At 65.5% G+C, this 16762-nt stretch carries 14 protein-coding genes; 5 read left to right on the top strand and 9 right to left on the bottom strand.

Going from position 1 to position 16762, the window contains the following annotated elements; all coding sequences use genetic code 11:
* Positions 1 to 120: 120 nt before the first annotated feature.
* Positions 121 to 579 carry a DciA family protein gene (locus FA87_RS15495; RefSeq protein ID WP_052191381.1) on the bottom strand — a complete coding sequence of 153 codons (459 nt, stop codon included), beginning with the start codon at positions 577 to 579 and terminating at the stop codon, positions 121 to 123.
* A gap of 30 nt (positions 580 to 609) precedes the next feature.
* On the opposite strand from FA87_RS15495, the gene FA87_RS15490 reads away from it, so the two are divergent.
* Complete coding sequence (locus tag FA87_RS15490) at positions 610 to 1548, top strand: M23 family metallopeptidase (protein WP_043695765.1); 939 nt, start codon at positions 610 to 612, stop codon at positions 1546 to 1548.
* 131 nt (positions 1549 to 1679) lie between these two features.
* Positions 1680 to 4397: a preprotein translocase subunit SecA gene (gene secA / locus FA87_RS15485; protein WP_043695763.1), complete on the top strand. Its 2718-nt coding sequence runs from the start codon at positions 1680 to 1682 to the stop codon at positions 4395 to 4397.
* Positions 4398 to 4498: 101 nt separating this feature from the next.
* On the opposite strand, the gene FA87_RS15480 is transcribed toward secA, so the two are convergent.
* The 7 genes from FA87_RS15480 to FA87_RS15450 all read right to left on the bottom strand — a co-directional run bounded on the left by FA87_RS15480 (position 4499) and on the right by FA87_RS15450 (position 12290).
* Positions 4499 to 5350 (bottom strand): symmetrical bis(5'-nucleosyl)-tetraphosphatase, encoded by an 852-nt coding sequence (locus FA87_RS15480; protein ID WP_043695762.1) that lies wholly within the window; start codon positions 5348 to 5350, stop codon positions 4499 to 4501.
* 56 nt (positions 5351 to 5406) lie between these two features.
* Positions 5407 to 5790, bottom strand: a complete 384-nt coding sequence (gene apaG / locus FA87_RS15475; protein WP_043698274.1) for a Co2+/Mg2+ efflux protein ApaG — start codon at positions 5788 to 5790, stop codon at positions 5407 to 5409.
* A 52-nt stretch (positions 5791 to 5842) separates the two neighbouring features.
* Positions 5843 to 6622, bottom strand: coding sequence for a 16S rRNA (adenine(1518)-N(6)/adenine(1519)-N(6))-dimethyltransferase RsmA (gene rsmA, locus FA87_RS15470; protein WP_036110494.1), 780 nt, complete (start codon positions 6620 to 6622; stop codon positions 5843 to 5845).
* The gene (gene pdxA / locus FA87_RS15465; protein ID WP_043695759.1) at positions 6619 to 7614 is read right to left on the bottom strand and encodes a 4-hydroxythreonine-4-phosphate dehydrogenase PdxA; all 996 of its coding nucleotides are present in this window, start codon (positions 7612 to 7614) and stop codon (positions 6619 to 6621) included. Before pdxA ends, rsmA begins: the two co-directional genes overlap by 4 nt.
* Before the next feature lie 7 nt (positions 7615 to 7621).
* On the bottom strand, positions 7622 to 8995 hold the full coding sequence (locus FA87_RS15460) for a peptidylprolyl isomerase (RefSeq protein ID WP_036110498.1): 1374 nt from the start codon (positions 8993 to 8995) through the stop codon (positions 7622 to 7624).
* Between the two features lie 30 nt (positions 8996 to 9025).
* Complete coding sequence (gene lptD, locus FA87_RS15455; protein ID WP_081996609.1) at positions 9026 to 11569, bottom strand: LPS assembly protein LptD; 2544 nt, start codon at positions 11567 to 11569, stop codon at positions 9026 to 9028.
* A gap of 160 nt (positions 11570 to 11729) precedes the next feature.
* The gene (locus tag FA87_RS15450) at positions 11730 to 12290 is read right to left on the bottom strand and encodes a cob(I)yrinic acid a,c-diamide adenosyltransferase (RefSeq protein ID WP_043695756.1); all 561 of its coding nucleotides are present in this window, start codon (positions 12288 to 12290) and stop codon (positions 11730 to 11732) included.
* A 109-nt stretch (positions 12291 to 12399) separates the two neighbouring features.
* Here FA87_RS15450 and ubiH point away from each other — a divergent pair, with 109 nt between their 5' ends.
* From ubiH to FA87_RS15435, 3 genes are all read left to right on the top strand, one after another.
* A complete protein-coding gene (ubiH, locus tag FA87_RS15445) occupies positions 12400 to 13587 on the top strand; it encodes a 2-octaprenyl-6-methoxyphenyl hydroxylase (RefSeq protein ID WP_342633159.1) in 1188 nt (395 codons plus the stop codon).
* The gene (locus FA87_RS15440; RefSeq protein ID WP_043695748.1) at positions 13584 to 14795 is read left to right on the top strand and encodes a UbiH/UbiF/VisC/COQ6 family ubiquinone biosynthesis hydroxylase; all 1212 of its coding nucleotides are present in this window, start codon (positions 13584 to 13586) and stop codon (positions 14793 to 14795) included. Before ubiH ends, FA87_RS15440 begins: the two co-directional genes overlap by 4 nt.
* A gap of 62 nt (positions 14796 to 14857) precedes the next feature.
* The gene (locus tag FA87_RS15435; protein WP_043695746.1) at positions 14858 to 15655 is read left to right on the top strand and encodes a dienelactone hydrolase family protein; all 798 of its coding nucleotides are present in this window, start codon (positions 14858 to 14860) and stop codon (positions 15653 to 15655) included.
* Positions 15656 to 15659: 4 nt separating this feature from the next.
* Here FA87_RS15435 and FA87_RS15430 read toward each other — a convergent pair whose 3' ends face one another.
* Positions 15660 to 16658 carry a polyprenyl synthetase family protein gene (locus FA87_RS15430; protein ID WP_036110505.1) on the bottom strand — a complete coding sequence of 333 codons (999 nt, stop codon included), beginning with the start codon at positions 16656 to 16658 and terminating at the stop codon, positions 15660 to 15662.
* Positions 16659 to 16762: the final 104 nt, after the last annotated feature.

Raw genomic sequence — 16762 nt, 5'->3', positions numbered from 1 at the left:
TCACCCGTGAACTTTATGTGCAATTTAGGTGTTCGCCCGGTAGAGGCGTGCTATAAAGTTCGCCACCTCGCTGGATGCGGTGGTGCTTACGGACCCGCATCCCGGGTCGTAAGTGACGGATTAATCTTCGTTTTCGGCCTGGAGTGCCAGATACAGAAAAAGATCCCGCAGCGTGGGATCGGAGAGTGATGCCGCGGCGGACCGCAGATGGCGGGCTGCTTCGGTGGAAAGCGGTTTATGCCGGTCGGGGATGACTTCCACGGGCGGCAGCGGGGCCACTTTCACGGCAACCGAGTGGGCCTTCGCGCCGATGGCGCGGGCGGCTTCGAGGATCTGCGTCTGGTACAGGCGCACTCGCGAAGCCCAGGCCGACGAGGGCGCAAGGAAGACGAGCCGGCCATCGCGCAGGTCCGCAAAACGGATCTGGTCGCGCATCGGTGCAGGCAGTGTCGCGCGCAACTGACGGTCCAGCTGGTCGAGTTCGCGCGCCCGGGAGGCGAGCGAGACGACAGGTCCCACTTCCACGATGGACTTGAGTCCACGCGTGGCATGACGGGACGGTTTGGGCGGCGGTGGCATGGACCGGCTTAACTATTCGATGTGGAACGTATGCAGATCATACTCGTGTCACGTGGCCAGAAAGGGCCGAAAACGCTCGACCTCTCCTGCAGGCGCCTGCGCTGCAAAATGGCCGCGATGGTGCTCGCTGGCATCGTCGGCATCGCCGGTGTCGGCGCCGGCATCGCGCTTACCGTCGCCAGCCCTCGCGATCGCGCCATGGGCGACATCCATGGGTTGCAGCGCGAGGTGGGCGACCAGAACGCACAGGTCGCTCAGATCAAGCGTGACGCCCAGCGGGACCTCGACGCACTCGCCGTCAAGCTTGGGCAGCTCCAGGCACAATCGGTCCGGTTGAACGCCTTGGGCGAGCGGCTGACCCAGGTCGGCAAACTGGACGACGGCGAGTTCAATTTCGAGGAGGAGCCCGGCCAGGGCGGTCCTGAAGTAACCACCGGCGCTGAGCCGGATGCCTACACCTTGCCGGAGTCCCTGAACAAGAGCATCGACCAGCTCTCCGGGCAGTTCGACACCCAGCAGGCGCAGCTCGAAGCCCTGCGCGACATGCTGATGGATCGCAGTATCGAGTCCAGCCTGCGGCCCACGGGTATGCCGGTGAACGGGTACATCTCGTCGTATTTTGGCGGCCGCCCGGACCCGTTCAGTGGTCACAGCGCCCGGCATACCGGGATCGATATCGCCACGCCTACGGGTACGCCCGTGACGGCGGTCGCGGAGGGGATGGTCACCTTCGCGGGTCAGCGGAGCGGCTATGGCGACGTCATCGAAATCGACCATGGCAATGGGTACATGACCCGTTATGCGCATAACAGCGCCCTGGTCGCCAGGCCGGGACAGCGGGTCCGCGTCGGCGATGTGATCGCGAAGGCCGGCTCCACGGGCCGTTCGACGGGATCCCACGTCCATTTCGAGGTCTGGTACCACGATAAGGTCGTGAATCCGCTGGCTTTCGTCCGCAGCCACCGCTGACAGCCTTGAATCCGGCACGGCTCGCCGCCACCCCGAGGAAAGCCGGGGGCGGGCGTAGTATGATCGTCCCTTCGTGCCGGTCGGCTTTGCGCCGTCCGGCAGCCTTTTTTCGTTTCAGATCCGGATGATCGATGTTCAATCGTGCCCTGACGAGTATTTTCGGCAGCCGTAACGAGCGTGTGCTGCGCGACCTGTCCAAGACGGTCAAGCGCATCAACGCCCTGGAGCCCGAATTCGAAAAACTTTCCGACGATGAGCTGCGCGGGAAGACCGAGGAGTTCCGCGGCAGGATCACTGCCGGCGAGACCCTCGACAAGCTGTTGCCAGAGGCGTTCGCGGTCACCCGTGAGGCGGCCAGGCGTGTGCTCGGCATGCGCCACTACGACGTCCAGATGATCGGCGGCATGGTGCTGCATTCCGGCCGGATCGCCGAGATGCGCACGGGTGAGGGCAAGACCCTCGTCGGTACGCTGCCGGTATACCTGAACGCCCTGGAGGGTAAGGGCGTCCATGTCGTCACGGTCAACGACTACCTGGCGCGTCGTGACTCGGCGCAGATGGGCAAGCTTTACAACTTCCTCGGCCTCTCGGTCGGCGTGGTGTATCCGGGTATGGACCACGCGGACAAGCGTGCGGCCTATCAGTCCGATATCACCTACGGCACCAACAACGAATTCGGCTTCGACTACCTGCGCGACAACATGGCGCTCAGCAAGGAACAGCGCAACCAGCGCGGCCTGCACTACGCCATCGTCGACGAAGTCGACTCGATCCTGATCGACGAAGCCCGTACCCCGCTGATCATCTCCGGCCCGGCCGAAGACTCCCCGCAGCTCTACATCGCGGTGAACAAGATCGTGCCGCGCCTCAACCGTCAGGAAAAAGAAGACGGTGCCGGCGACTACATGGTCGACGAAAAACAGAAGCAGGTGCACATGTCCGAAGAGGGCATGGAGCACGCGGAGCAGCTGTTGCGCGAGGCGGGTGTCATCGAGGCCGACAGTGGCCTCTACGACTCCAAGAACCTGGCGGTGGTGCATCACCTCAATGCCGCGCTGCGTGCCAACGGCATCTATCAGCGTGACGTCGATTACATCGTGCGCGACGGCGAAGTCATCATCGTCGACGAATTCACCGGCCGTACGCTGGCGGGTCGTCGCTGGTCCGACGGCCTGCACCAGGCGGTCGAAGCGAAGGAAGGCGTGCCCATTCAGCGCGAGAACCAGACGCTGGCGACGGTGACGTTCCAGAACCTGTTCCGCATGTACAAGAAGCTGGCCGGCATGACCGGTACGGCGGACACGGAAGCCTATGAATTCCAGACCGTCTACGGCCTGGAAGTCGTCGTGATTCCGACGCACAAGCCGATGGTCCGTGTGGACAATCCGGATTCCGTGTTCCTCGGTCCGGATGCGAAGTACAAAGCGGTCATCGCGGACATCAAGGCCTGCCACGAGCGCGGTCAGCCCGTCCTCGTCGGCACGGCGTCCATCGACGTGTCCGAGCTGGTCTCGGGCCTGCTCAAGCAGGAGCGCATTCCGCACGAGGTTCTCAACGCCAAGCAGCATGAGCGCGAAGCGCACATCGTCGCGCAGGCCGGCGCGCCGGGTTCGGTCACCATCGCCACCAACATGGCGGGTCGCGGTACCGATATCGTGCTCGGTGGCAGCCTCGAGGCCGCGCTGGCCACGTTGCCGGAGGATGCGTCCGACGTCGAGAAGCAGAAGGTCCGGGCGGACTGGAAGAAGCGCCACGAGCAGGTGCTCGCCTCGGGCGGTCTGCACATCATCGGCACCGAGCGTCACGAGTCGCGTCGTATCGACAACCAGTTGCGCGGCCGTTCGGGCCGTCAGGGCGATCCCGGTTCCTCGCGCTTCTACCTGTCGCTTCAGGACAACCTGATGCGCATCTTCGGCGGCGAGCGTATCGGTCGCTGGATGCAGATGTTCGGCATGAAGGAAGACGAGGCCCTCGAGGACCGTCTGATCACGCGGCAGATCGAAAAGGTCCAGCGCAAGGTCGAGCAGCACAACTTCGATATCCGCAAGAACCTCCTCGATTTCGACGATGTCGCCAACGACCAGCGCAAGGTGATCTACGCGCAGCGTGACGAGCTCCTCGAGATCGACGACATTTCCGACATGATCGGTGACATCCGCCAGGACGTCGTCGTCGCGCTTGTGCGTCGGTTCGTGCCTGCCGACAGCATCGACGACCAGTGGGACCTCGCCGGCCTGGATCGCGAGCTCGCCAGTGAACTCAACCTCCGGCTCGACCTCCCACAGTGGGTCGAAGCTCAGAAGGAAGTCGACGCTGAAGGCATCCTCGACCATGTGCGCGAAGCGGTCGATGCGCTGTTCGTCGAGAAGGAAGCGCAGATCGGTGCCGAAACCATGCGCTCGCTCGAGAAGCACGTGATGCTCTCGGTCGTGGACAACGCCTGGAAGGAACATCTCGCCAGCATGGATTACCTGCGTCAGGGCATCTATCTGCGTGGTTACGCGCAGAAGCAGCCGAAGCAGGAATTCAAGCGCGAGTCGTTCGAGCTGTTCTCCGAGATGCTCGACCGGATCAAGGGCGAAGTGGTGCAGATGCTTGCGCGTATCCGCATCCGCAGCGAGGACGAAGTCCTGGCGATGGAAGCCGAGCAGCAGCGTGCCGCTGAAGCCCAGCGTCTGCAGTACCAGCACGCCGATGCACAGGCGGCGGGCCTTCCCGCCAGCAGCGACGTCGGCGCCGAGCCGGTCGTTCAGTCCGTCGTCAACGATGGTCCGAAGGTCGGTCGTAACGATCCTTGCCCCTGTGGTTCGGGCAAGAAGTACAAGCACTGTCACGGCCAGCTGACCTGACCCATGAAAAACCCCGCCAATCGGCGGGGTTTTTTGTCGGCCAGAATGTAGGAGCGCGCCCTGCGCGCGAAAAGCCTACGAAGCACTAAATCCGCACCCGCTCAATCTCCGCCACCCTTAGGCTTATGCCGGTGCGGCTCGGCATTCACCGTGATGTATTCCGGCTCTTCCGTGTCCAGCCGCAGCGCGGTCAGCTGGCCGCCCCAGACGCATCCGGTATCGATGGCGTAAACGCCCAGACCGGCGAAGCGACCCAGAGCCGACCAGTGACCGCAGACGATTTTCGTCTCGCGGCGACGCATGCCCGGTACTTCGAACCACGGATACATGCCGGGCTTCTGCGTGCCCGGCGTGCCCTTGCCCTCGAAGTCGATGCGTCCGTTGACATCGCAATAGCGCATGCGGGTCAGCGTATTGATCGTGGCGCGGTGGCGCTCCACACCTTGCAGGCGGTTGTTCCAGCCCGGAGGGCGGTTGCCGAACAGGTTTTTCAGCAGGCGCTGGTGGCGTGGGCCACCCAGTTCGCGCTCGACGTCGAGCGCGGCGCGCTGTGCCTGTCGCAGCGTCCACATCGGCGCCATGCCGGCGTGGATCATCGTCCAGCCTAGTGTTTCGTCGTGGTGCAGCAGCTTCTGCATGCGCAGCCACTCGAGCAGCACTGGCGCATCCTCGGCGAAGAGCACCTCGCGCAACTCGGGATTGACCCGTTGCTGCGCGTCCTCGCGTCGCTGGCCGATGGCCAGCAGCGAGAGGTCGTGGTTGCCCAGCGTGATGATGGTGCTGTCGCGCAGCGAGTGAATCAGTCGCAGCGTGGCCAGCGACTCACCGCCGCGATTGACGAGGTCGCCACAGAACCACAGTTTGTCGTTCGACGGGTCGAAACGGATCTTCTCCAGCATTCGCTGAAGTTCGGGGTAGCAACCCTGGACGTCGCCGATCGCGTAGATGGCCATCAGTCCAGTCGCTCCATCGCGCCGTTGCCGGCATGCACGCTTTCCATGGTTCGATCCTAGTGGAGCGTGCGCGGGATCGAAAGCACGAAGGGTGCGATAGGCGCATCGAAGTGCGTGCCGTCATCCGCGACCATGCGATAGCTGCCTTCCATCGTGCCGACCGATGTCTCCAGTACGGCGCCCGAGGTGTACTCGAACGACTCGCCAGGACGCATCCACGGTTGCTCACCGACGACGCCGTCGCCGCGCACCTCCTCGACCTTGCCATTCGCATCGGTGATCACCCAGTGACGAGTGAGCAACTGCGCACCGGAATCGCCCGCATTGCGGAGCGTGATCGTGTACGCGAAGACGTAGCGATTGTCCTTCGGCTGCGACTGGTCGGGAACGAAGCGGGTTTCGACCTCCACGTCGATCGTGTAGGGGTGTTTAGAGTTCATGGAGGGATTGTCGAGCACGCGGAGGGGGTGGGCAAGTATGCCCTGAACGCGGTTAGTCCGCGTTTGCGAGCTTCACGAAGTCTCCGGGCGCCAGCGTCTCGGCGCGCGCCTGCGGGTCGATCCCGAGTTCACGCATCGTTGACGCATCCACCAGCCCCTTGAGCGTGTTCGACAACGTCTTGCGGCGCATGGCGAAGGCCGCCTTCACCACGGCGTGAATTCTGGCCGGATCGCCCTTGGGCAACTGCTCGGGAGGTAGCGGCACGAGGCGAACAACAGCCGAATCGACCTTCGGTGGCGGGCGGAACGCGCCCGGTGGAACGGTGAACAGCGGCGTCACCTTGCAAGCCAGCTGCAGCATGACGCTGAGCCGCCCGTACACCTTGCTGCCGGGCTCGGCGGCCATGCGGTCGACAACTTCCTTCTGCAGCATGAAGTGCATGTCCTGGATCGCGGACGCATGCTCGACGCAGTGAAAGAGGATCGGGCTGGAAATGTAGTAAGGCAGATTACCGGCGATGCGCAGCCGCTCGGCGCCCAGTTCGGCGGCAAGCGTGGTGAAATCCACCTTCAGCACGTCGGAGTGCACGATGCGCAGCTCGCCGATGGCGTCGGCCCGCGCCTGCAAGCCGGGAATGAGATCGGTGTCGAGCTCGATGGCCGTCATTCGCCTGGCCACGGCGAGCAGCGGCAGGGTCATCGCACCTTCGCCAGGGCCGATCTCGACGACCGTGTCGCCGTCCTTCGGCGCGATGGAAGAGACGATCCGGTCGATGTAGCGCTTGTCGTGCAGGAAGTGCTGTCCGAAGCTCTTTTTGGGGCGTGCGTTCATGGTGTGACCCGGTGGCGGGCGAGATCGATGGCGAGACGGGCCGCGGCGAACAGGCTTGCGGGATCCGCGCGGCCGGTGCCGGCGAGATCCAGCGCGGTGCCGTGGTCGACCGATGTGCGGATGTAGGGCAGGCCGAGCGTGACGTTCACCGTGCGATCGAACGCCTCGCTCTTGAGTACCGGCAATGCCTGATCGTGATACATCGCCAGTACGGCATCGTAGCGGTGACGCATGGCTGGGACGAAGGCGGTATCGGCCGGCAGGGGGCCCAGGAGCTCCATGCCTTCGTCGCGCAGGCGATCGAGCAGGGGAATGATCGTGTCCAGCTCTTCGCGCCCCATATGACCGCCTTCGCCCGCGTGCGGATTGAGGCCCAGCACGGCGATGCGGGGTCGGGCGATCCCGAAATCCCGGAGCAGCGAACGTGCGACGATGCGCAGCGTGCGCTCCAGGAGCTCGGGTGTGACAGCGGAAGGCACGGCGGAGAGGGGGAGATGGGTCGTGGCCAGAGTGACGCGAAGCTCGGGGCTTGCGAGCATCATGACCACATCGGCAGCCGCACGCTCGGCGAAGAACTCGGTGTGGCCGCTGAAAGGCACGCCGCCCTCGTTGATGCTGGATTTCTGCACCGGGCCGGTCACCACGGCGTCGAATTCGCCGCTGACGCAGCCATCGGCCGCGAGGGCGAGCATGTCGAGAACATGCCGCGCGTTGCGTGGATCGGGGTGGCCCCAGGCTTCCGGCGCGCCCAGCGGGACGTGACGCACCCGGATGCTGCCCGGTGTCCGGGTGGCGATGCGGTGGCCATCATCGTCGATGATCTGGAGGGCGACACCCGTCACCGCGGCGGAGCGAGCGAGGAGGGCGCGATCGGTGATCGCGACCAGGTCCGCCGGAAAGTCGCTGGCCGCCAGGCGGGCGACCAGTTCCGGTCCCACCCCGGCAGGCTCACCGGCGGTCACGGCGAGCCTTGGCAGGGTGGTCGCGGTCATGACGGGCTTACGGCGTGGAGGCCGACGCCTGCTTGTCGTCCGGGTCCTTCAGTTCGGGGACGCGGATGTCGACGAACGACGTGGAGCGCAGCTCGCGCAGGTAGTTCTCGTAGGCCTCGTCGGCCTTGCGGTTGCCGATGGCCTGGCGGGCCTGATCACGCTGCAGCTGATCGGTGAGATCGCTCTGGCGGGTGCCCAGGCGCTGCAGGACGATCCAGCCTGCATCGGTCTGGATGGGGTGCGAGACCTCGTTGTCCTTCAGCTGTTCGATCTGGGTGGCGATGGCCTGGCCCCAGGCGTCCTTGGCGAACCAGCCCATGTCGCCGCCGTTGTTCGCCGTGGTGTTGTCCTTGGACTCATCCTTGGCGAGCTTGGAGAAGTCTTCTTTCTTGTCGACGATGCGGGTGTAGAGGTCCTGCGCCTTTTTCTCCGCCTGCTCCGGGGTCACGATTTCGGAGGGCTTGATGAGGATCTGGCGGGCGTGGTACTCGGTGACGATCTGTCGGCCCGGGGCGCGCGTGTCGACCAGCTTCAGGATGTGGAAGCCGGTGGGGCCGCGAAGTGCGCCGGTGGTCTCACCCGGCTTGAGGCCGCCGACCGCATCGGCGAAAGCCGGCGGCACTTCGTCGAGCCGGCGCCAGCCGAGGTCGCCGCCGTCGAGTGCATCGGGGGCGTCGGAGAAGCGGATGGCGGCGGCGTTGAAGTCCATGCCGCCCTTGATCGCCTTCATGGCCTCGTCGGCCTTCGCCTGCGCCGCGGCGATATCGCTGGCGCCGCCGTTGGCCGGCGTGCTGATCGCGATGTGGGCGAGGTGGACTTCACCCGCCTTGTAGCTCGGGCTCGCCAGGAGGTTGTTGACCTCGGCGTCGGTCACCGTGACCTGGTCGCGAACGACGCTTTCGTGGAGCTTCTGGGCGATGATCTGGTCGGACAACTGCTGGCGGAACGCCGCATAGCTGTAGCCGTCCTGCTCCACCGCGCCACGCAGCTGGTCGAGGCTCATCTTGTTCTGCTGGGCGACGTTGCCGGCGGCCTGATCGATGTCCTGGTCGGACACATGGATGTTCTGGTCGTTGGCGCGCTGGACCTGGAGCTTCATCAGCACGAGGCGGTCGAGCACCTGGCGGGCGAGGACGTCCTTCGGCGGCAACTGGCCCGGATTCGAGGCGTACTGGCGGACGATGGCGTTGATCGCCTCGTCCAGCTCGCTCTGCAGGATGACGTCTTCCTCCACAACCGCGACGATGCGGTCGAGGGAACCGTTGCCGGCGGTCGCGCCCGCGACGGTCGGCTGGGCCGACGGCATCAACTGGGCATGGGCCGAGGGCATCGCCGCCAGAAGGGAGGCAGCGAGCAGGGAGTACGAAAGGATCTGCTTCATCGAATAGGGAGCCCGGGGCGCTTGCCCCACTTATTGATAGCCAAGGATAGCACGGCGCAGGTAGGCGCCCGATTGCGGGTTGAGCGAGCCCAAGCCCTTGAATTCCACCTCAAACATGACCGCGTTGTCCGTCTCACGGAGGTAGTCGTGTACGTAGTGGCGGCCGAGCACGCGGAAGGCGACACAGCAGCTGTCGTACTCGACGCCCACCGCGGCTTCGAGGGTGCGGTGGGAATACGTGAACGTGGTGAAGCTTGCACCGTTATCCAGCGTGACCGGCAGGACGTCGCGGCGGGCGAAGACCCAGCGGGCCAGGGCCCGCCAACGTTCGGACACAGGAAAGACCGCGGATGTGTCGAATTGTTCCATCACGCCACGGCGGTAGCGGTACGAGAAGTTGACGATACCGTCGCCGCCGATGCGGCGCTGGATTCCTACGGTCGCCAGATCGGTGTTCCGGCCCGAGGCGTAGAAGGCGTTCTGGTCGTTGACGTATGTGCTCTGCTGCTTGTTCGGGTTCCACTGGTACGAGCTGTTCAGACGCCACTTGTCATTGAACTGGATGGCGAGCTGGGCGACGTAATCCGAACGACTGAAGTCGGTCGGAGCGACGTTCGGCATCTGCACTTTCTGACCATTGAAGTACTTGATCTGGCCGATGCTGGCCGACAGGCGCTCGACGCCTGTGTCGTCCAGCAGGCGCGTCGTGAGCGCCGCGGTCAGGTTGTTCGCATCCATCTGGCGGTCGGCGCCCGAGAACCGGTTTGTGCTGAAGAGCTGCCAGAAGTCGAACGACATGGCGTTCGTGTCGAAGGTCGGCAGGTTGTTCTGGTTCCGGTACGGCACGTACAGATAGTAAAGGCGCGGCTCGAGCGTCTGGGTGTAGCTGCTGCCGAACAGATTCGTCTGGCGGTCGAAGATCAGGCCGGCGTCGACGCTGGAAATCGGCACCGAACGCGACGGGTCCTGCTTCGCGTAGTGGTAGTACGAGTAGTCGGAATCCAGGCGGTAGTCGGTATAGCGATATTCCACGCGGGGGCGGACGAACCAGGATGCGCCCGAGAAATCGGCCGCCAGGTAAGGTGCGAGATCCAGGCGATTGCCGTCGACCTGACCGAGCTGAGCGGCATTGTTCGGGTCGAAGGGCGAGCGGTCGGGCTTCCGGAACGCCACCGCTTCCGTGTCGACGCCCGCGTCGAGCCAGTTGTTGATCGGCGCCTGCATATTGAACGTCGCGCGCGGCCAGCGGCGATAGGGCACCACGTAGTTGGGCAGCCCGGCGTCCACGTTCTGGTAGTCGTCCGCGCCGATGGACGCGCTCCAGTATTTGCCGCCCTTGGATACATAGGCGCTCGAACTCAGGATGCCGACCGCGGACTGGTACAGGTCATTGCTGAAATCGCGGAAATACTGGTTGTCCGACGCACGGTTGATGTTGACGCCGAGATTGAACCCGTCGCCCAGATTGGTCGAGTTCACGATCTTGACGAGGTAGCGCTGCTTCGAACCGTCGCGGTCGCTGGTGCCGCTCTCGTCCTGATCCGGACCCTTGTCGTGGGCCATGTACTGGATGTCGAACGTGCCGTTCGAGCGCGGGAGCAGATAGCGGAACTCGGTGCCCAGCATGAAGCCGCGGTCGCTGTAGTAGCCCGGCGTGATCGTCGCATCGTAGTTCGGTGCGATGTTCCAGTAGTAGGGCGTGTTCAGGAACAGGCCCGAGCGGCTCGACGAACCGAACGTCGGGTAAAGGAAGCCGCTCTTGCGGCGGTCGTCCAGCGGGAAGGTGAAGTACGGCAGGTACATGAACGGCACGTTCTTGAAGCGCATGGTCGCGCTGCGTGCCTCGCCGACGCCGGTTTCCTTGTTGAGATTGATCGTCTTGGCGCGGAACTCCCACATGCGGGCGCCCACGTCGCAGGTGGAATAGGACGCCATGTGGAAGCGGCCGTGCTGCGGGTCGAGAATCTTTGCGTGATCGGCCACGCCGTTGCCGCGCGACTGCAGCAGCTGGTAACGGACGTTGTACGCGTCGCCGTCGTTCGGCGTGGTGGTGCCCGTCATGCGGTCGGCGGAGACCAGCATGCCAGCCTCCTGGTACTTCACGTTGCCCTTGGCATCGTAGGCCGTCGAGTCGGCGTTGTACGTGACGTCGTTGGCGCGCAGCACCTGATCGGCGCGCTCGAGGCGCACGCCGCCGGTCATGTGGTACTGGTCCGGTTCCGGGCTCTCGACCTTGACGCCGCTGGTGTTGCCGTCGTCGATGCCCGAGTGGACGTCGGTCACGGCGGTGTCGCGCAGCGAGCTGTCCTTCGTTATGCCGGGCTCGTAGAAATCGAGCATCGCGTTCGGCCGACACAGCGCGTAGCTGATGGGGCGCGGCGGGCAGATGAAGGAGCCGAGGGGACAGGTTTCCGCCGGGACGGGCGCGGCGGTAGCGGCCGTGGTGACCGGCGCGACGACGGCCCGGGTTTCACCCTGGACCGGCGCACTCTGCGCCTGCGCTTGCCAGGCGGGGGCCGAGACGATCAGGGCGACAGCGGTCGCCAGCAGGCGGCGTTTAGGCAGGATGCTCATGCGTGACGTCACGGGCTCGGTCTTATCCGGTTTGCGAAAGGCCGCCAACTTAGCAGAATCCCCAACCCCGCGGCACGATGGCACGTCACCCATGAGCATGAACCCCTCGGGAGGCGCGACGTGAATCGCCGCACCGGCACCGCGAGCTTACACCGCGGACTCAGCCGCGCGGGCGGCGTTCGTGCTGCCAGAGTACCTCGCCGTGCCCGCTGCGCCTCGCCAGGACACGTGCCAGCACGAAGAGCAGGTCGGACAGGCGGTTCAGGTAGCGCTGTGCCTCGGGGCGGATGGCTTCTTCGCGGGCGAGGGCGACCACCTCGCGCTCGGCACGCCGGCAGACGGTCCGGGCCACGTGGCAGGTCGCCGCCGCCATCCCTCCGCCGGGCAGGATGAAGTCCTTCAGCGCCGGTAGGTCGGCGTTGAAGCCGTCCAGCACGGCCTCGAGCCGGTCGATGTCCGTGGCCTGGATCATGGCCATACCGGGAATGCACAGCTCACCGCCCAGATCGAAGAGCTCGTGCTGGATCTGGATCAGCGCCTCGCGAACGTCATCATCGACGCCCTCGGATGCCAGCGTGACGCCCAGTGCGCTGTTGAGTTCGTCCACGGTGCCGTAGGCGGCTACCCGCAGTGAGTCCTTGCCGGTACGGCTGCCATCGCCGAGGCCGGTGCTGCCGTCGTCGCCGGTGCGGGTGTAGATCTTGGAAAGTCGATTGCCCATCCGGGCATTCTAGCGAGGGCCGTCGTCACTGTGGCAGGCGGCCGCAACGGCGGCGCATTCACGTGGCGGCGTTATGATTCCGCCCATGAGTCCCTCTCCCGAACCTATCGTGATCGTCGGCGGCGGCCTGGTCGGCGCCAGTCTTGCCATTGCCCTTGATGCCGCCGGGCTGCCCGCCGTCCTCATCGAGGCGGCCGCACCGACGGTCGGGCAGCAGCCGAGTTACGACGAGCGCAATCTTGCCCTGGCCAGAGCCACCGTCAACGGGCTCCGGGCGATCGGCGTGTGGGATTTTGCCGAGGACCGGGCCACCCCCATCACGCATATTCATACGAGCCGCGCCGGCGACTTCGGCAGTGTCCGCATGAACGCGTCCGAGGAAGGCGTGGACGTGCTGGGCTGGACGCTTCCGGCCCGTGAACTGGGCGCGGCGCTCCTGCGTCGCCTCGATCGATGCCAGCACCTTACCCGCCTGGCGCCCGCGCGGGTCGAGGGCATCCACGCGGATGACCGGGGCTGGACGGTCGACGTGGTCACTGACGCTGGCATGCGATCGCTGCACACGTCGCTGCTGGTCGGCGCCGACGGCACGCACTCGGGAGTCCGGCGCCAGCTCGGCATCGGAACCCGCGAGCACGATTACGCGCAGGCGCTCTTCGTGACCACCATGACGCCGGAGCGCGATCCGCGTGGCCGCGCCTTCGAGCGCTTTACCAACGATGGTCCCGTCGCGGTGCTGCCGCTGACGGACCGCCGGGTCGGCGTCGTGCTGACCGTTGCCGCGGACCGGGTCGACGAAGTGGCCGCCATGGACGATCAGGCGTTTGCAGCCCTGGCGCAGGAGCGCTTCGGCTGGCGGCTTGGCCGGTTGACCCGACCGGGTAAACGTTCGCCGTATCCGATTCGCCGCGTCGCGGCCGAAGCGCTCACCTCGAACCGCGCCGTGCTGGTGGGCAATGCGGCCCAGACGGTGCATCCGATCGGCGCGCAGGGCTTCAACCTTGGTTTACGCGATGCGCTGACGCTTGCCGAGCTCGCAATGGGCGCTACCGATCCTGGCGCTCCGTCGCTGCTCGCCGAATACGCCGCGCGGCGCGCCACCGACCGTGAGGGAACGATGGCGATGAGCCACGGCCTCGTCCGCCTCGCGTGCCTCGACCAGCCGTTTCTCGGCCCGTTGCGCTCACTGGCGATGCTGGCGCTCGACCGCGTGCCGCCCCTCCGCCACGCCCTCAGCCGCCGAGGCATGGGTTTTCGCGCCAACGCGCCGTTCGCGGTCCGGGAGAAAACGCCGTGAGCGATAACTGGAGCGCAACCTCCTCCCGTCGTCGCGGCGGTCCGCTGGACGTCGCCGTGGTCGGTGGCGGCATGGTGGGTGCCGCCGCCGCATTGAGTCTGGCGAAGGCGGGCTTCTCGGTGGCCCTCGTCGACGCACGGGAGCCCGCCGCCTGGGACGCATCGGACGAAGTCGACCTGCGCGTTGTCGGTCTTGCGCCGTCTTCGGTCGTCCTGCTGGACCGCCTCGGGGTGTGGGGCGCCATCCGCGACGCACGCGCCTGCGGCTACGAGCGCATGCTGGTCTGGGACGCAGAGAACGGTGCCACGGTGGATTTCGACGCCGCCGACGAAGGTCGCGATGTACTCGGTTACATCGTCGAAAACAATCTCGTGCAAGCCATGCTCTGGGATGCGCTGGACGACGCGGGTGTTCGTCGCATCGTTCCCGCGCAGGTCGTGGGTTATGGCGAACGCGACGATCGCGCCCAGCTGGAACTCGCCGACGGTCAGTTCATCTCGGCGCGCATCGTCGTGGCCGCCGACGGTGCGGATTCCCCGTTGCGTGCCATGGTTGGCATCGGTACGCATGGTCGCGACTACGCGCAGCGCGGCGTCGTGGCGCATGCCCAGACCGCGCGCCCGCACGAAAGTACGGCCTGGCAGCGTTTCCTCCCGTCCGGGCCGTTGGCGTTCCTGCCGCTGGCCGATGGCCGCTGTTCGATCGTATGGACCCTGCCCGAACCGGAAGCCGCGCGCATCATGGCGCTGGACGACGACGCTTTCCGGGATGCGCTCGGCGTGGCCAGCGACTTCCGTCTCGGACCCGTGCTTTCCGTCAGCCGTCGCGCCGCATTTCCCTTGCGGCTGAAGCTGGCCGATCGTTACGCGTCCGGGCGGCTGGTGTTGCTGGGCGATGCGGCCCATGCGGTTCATCCCCTGGCCGGGCAGGGCGTGAACCTGGGCTTGCGCGATGTGGCCGAGTTGCGCGACACGCTGGTCGCCGCACGGGACGCGGGCCGCGATATCGCGGCTCCGCATGTGCTTCGCCGCTACGCAAGACGACGCAACAGCGCCGACGGGCTGGACGCGTGGTCGTTCGACGCGCTCGGGCGTATCTATGCGTGGCAGGCGGGGCCGCTGGTCGCGGCGCGCGGCCTGGGCGTCCGGCTCGTGAACGGACTGGTGCCGCTCAAACGTAAACTCGCCAGGCACGCCGCGGGACTTTGACCGGTCTGGCGGCGCGCCCGTCGCGAGGCCTATCCTTGGGCACTTTCCAGGGAGTCACGCCGATGCGCCGTTCACTGCTTGCCTTGTCCTTGCTGATCCTTGGTCACGTGGGAGCCGCCTCCGCGGCGATGGTGGCAAAACCGGTCCAGTGGACCGACCAGGGTGTGACCTATAAAAGCTTTCTGGTCTACGACGATGCGGTGACCGCCAGACGGCCGGGCCTGGTCATGGTGCCGAACTGGTATGGCGTCAACGATATGGCGGTGGCCAAGGCCAAGGACATCGCCGGTAAGGACTACGTCATCCTGCTCACCGACATGTACGGTGGCGACACGCGTCCAAGGTCCGAAGCGGAAGCCGGCGCGGCGGTGAAGCCGCTTTACGCCGATCGCAAGATCATGCGGCAGCGCGTGGTGCGCGCACTGGACGAACTGAAGGCGCAGGAGAAGAACGCGCCCATCGATCCGTCACGGCTGGCCGCCATCGGCTTCTGTTTCGGTGGATCGGCCGTGCTCGACCTGGCTCGCACGGGCGCCGATGTCGCCGCTGTCGTGAGCTTCCACGGCCTGCTGTCCACGGACGATCCGAAGCTCGGCGCGCAGATCCATGCTCACGTGCTGGCTCTCAATGGCGCGGATGACGCCAACGTGCCTCCGGAGCAGCGCGCGGCGTTCGAGGCCGAAATGCGCGATGGCAAGGTCGACTGGGCCTCCACGGATTTCGGTGGCGCCGTGCACTGCTTCACCGAGAAGGAAGCCACCACGCCGACCGGCAATTGCCGGTATGACGACAAGGTGGCCAAGCGCGCCTACGCCGCCATGCGGGCGTGGCTCAGCGAGTCGTTCGCGGCGAAGAAGTAACGCCTCAGAAGCGGCGTTCGACCGAGTAATCGGCGAGCGCCGCGAGGGCGTCACGGTACGGCGAAGCGGGAAGTGCCGACAGCGCGTCGCGTGCTGCCGTCGCGTGCCCCACGGCTTTCTCATGCGTGCGCTCGATCGCTCCGGAGTCGCGAATCGCCGCGATGATCAGGTCGAGCGAATCCAGGCCGCCATGCTCGATGACATGCCGCAGGGATTTCAGCTGGTCTTCGTCGGCCACCTGCATCGCGTAGATCAGCGGGAGGGTGGGCTTGCCTTCGGCAAGATCGTCGCCGATGTTTTTACCCAGCGTCTCCGCATCGGACACGTAGTCGAGCAGGTCATCGGCGATCTGGAAGGCATAACCCAGCTCCATACCGTAGCGACGGAGCGCCGCGACTTGCGTATCTGGCAACCCGCCCAGCACGCCACCCAGTTCGGTCGCCGCGGCGAAAAGAACGGCCGTCTTGCGCTCGATCACGGCGAGATAGGCGGCTTCATCCACGTCCGCATTGCCGATGTTGAGCAGTTGCAGCACTTCGCCTTCGGCAATCGTGTTGGTCGTGTCGGCGAGGATGCGCATGATCCGCATATCGTCGAGCTCGACCATCAGCTGAAAAGAGCGGGAGTAGAGAAAATCGCCCACCAGTACGCTGGCCGCGTTGCCCCACAGTGCGTTGGCCGTCTTGCGGCCGCGACGCATGTCGGACTCGTCCACCACATCGTCGTGCAGCAGTGTCGACGTATGGATGAACTCCACGATGGCCGCCAGCTTGGCGTGATCCTGTCCGTCATAACCGGCCGCGCGAGCCGCGAGCACGTGCAGCATCGGACGAAGTCGCTTGCCGCCACCCGCGATGATGTGATCGGCGATCGCATTGATCAGCACGACATCCGACGAGAGCCGGTGCCGGATCAGCGAATCGACTTCTTTCATGTCGGCGGCGGCGAGCGTACGGACGCCAGCGAAGTCGAGGGAGGTCGGGCGGGCGGCTATGGAGTCCATCTCTACAGGTCGTGTGCGGCAAAACAGCCCACAGTATAGGGGCTCACCCGTGGTTACGCCGTGGATTTGGCCGGTGTCCGTATAATCCGCTTCCGATGACATCG

It is taken from the genome of Luteibacter sp. 9133 (assembly GCF_000800155.1).
GTDB lineage: Bacteria > Pseudomonadota > Gammaproteobacteria > Xanthomonadales > Rhodanobacteraceae > Luteibacter > Luteibacter mycovicinus.
This window is presented reverse-complemented; position numbering and strand designations above follow the sequence as displayed.

Coding starts and splice junctions, on each gene's coding strand:
- FA87_RS15450 (WP_043695756.1), bottom strand. CDS start 12,290: ATGGGCAATCGACTTTCCAAGATCTACACCCGCACCGGCGACGACGGC.
- secA (WP_043695763.1), top strand. CDS start 1,680: ATGTTCAATCGTGCCCTGACGAGTATTTTCGGCAGCCGTAACGAGCGT.
- FA87_RS15460 (WP_036110498.1), bottom strand. CDS start 8,995: ATGAAGCAGATCCTTTCGTACTCCCTGCTCGCTGCCTCCCTTCTGGCG.
- FA87_RS15495 (WP_052191381.1), bottom strand. CDS start 579: ATGCCACCGCCGCCCAAACCGTCCCGTCATGCCACGCGTGGACTCAAG.
- lptD (WP_081996609.1), bottom strand. CDS start 11,569: ATGAGCATCCTGCCTAAACGCCGCCTGCTGGCGACCGCTGTCGCCCTG.
- FA87_RS15480 (WP_043695762.1), bottom strand. CDS start 5,350: ATGGCCATCTACGCGATCGGCGACGTCCAGGGTTGCTACCCCGAACTT.
- apaG (WP_043698274.1), bottom strand. CDS start 5,790: ATGAACTCTAAACACCCCTACACGATCGACGTGGAGGTCGAAACCCGC.
- FA87_RS15490 (WP_043695765.1), top strand. CDS start 610: ATGCAGATCATACTCGTGTCACGTGGCCAGAAAGGGCCGAAAACGCTC.
- FA87_RS15430 (WP_036110505.1), bottom strand. CDS start 16,658: ATGGACTCCATAGCCGCCCGCCCGACCTCCCTCGACTTCGCTGGCGTC.
- rsmA (WP_036110494.1), bottom strand. CDS start 6,622: ATGAACGCACGCCCCAAAAAGAGCTTCGGACAGCACTTCCTGCACGAC.
- pdxA (WP_043695759.1), bottom strand. CDS start 7,614: ATGACCGCGACCACCCTGCCAAGGCTCGCCGTGACCGCCGGTGAGCCT.
- FA87_RS15435 (WP_043695746.1), top strand. CDS start 14,858: ATGCGCCGTTCACTGCTTGCCTTGTCCTTGCTGATCCTTGGTCACGTG.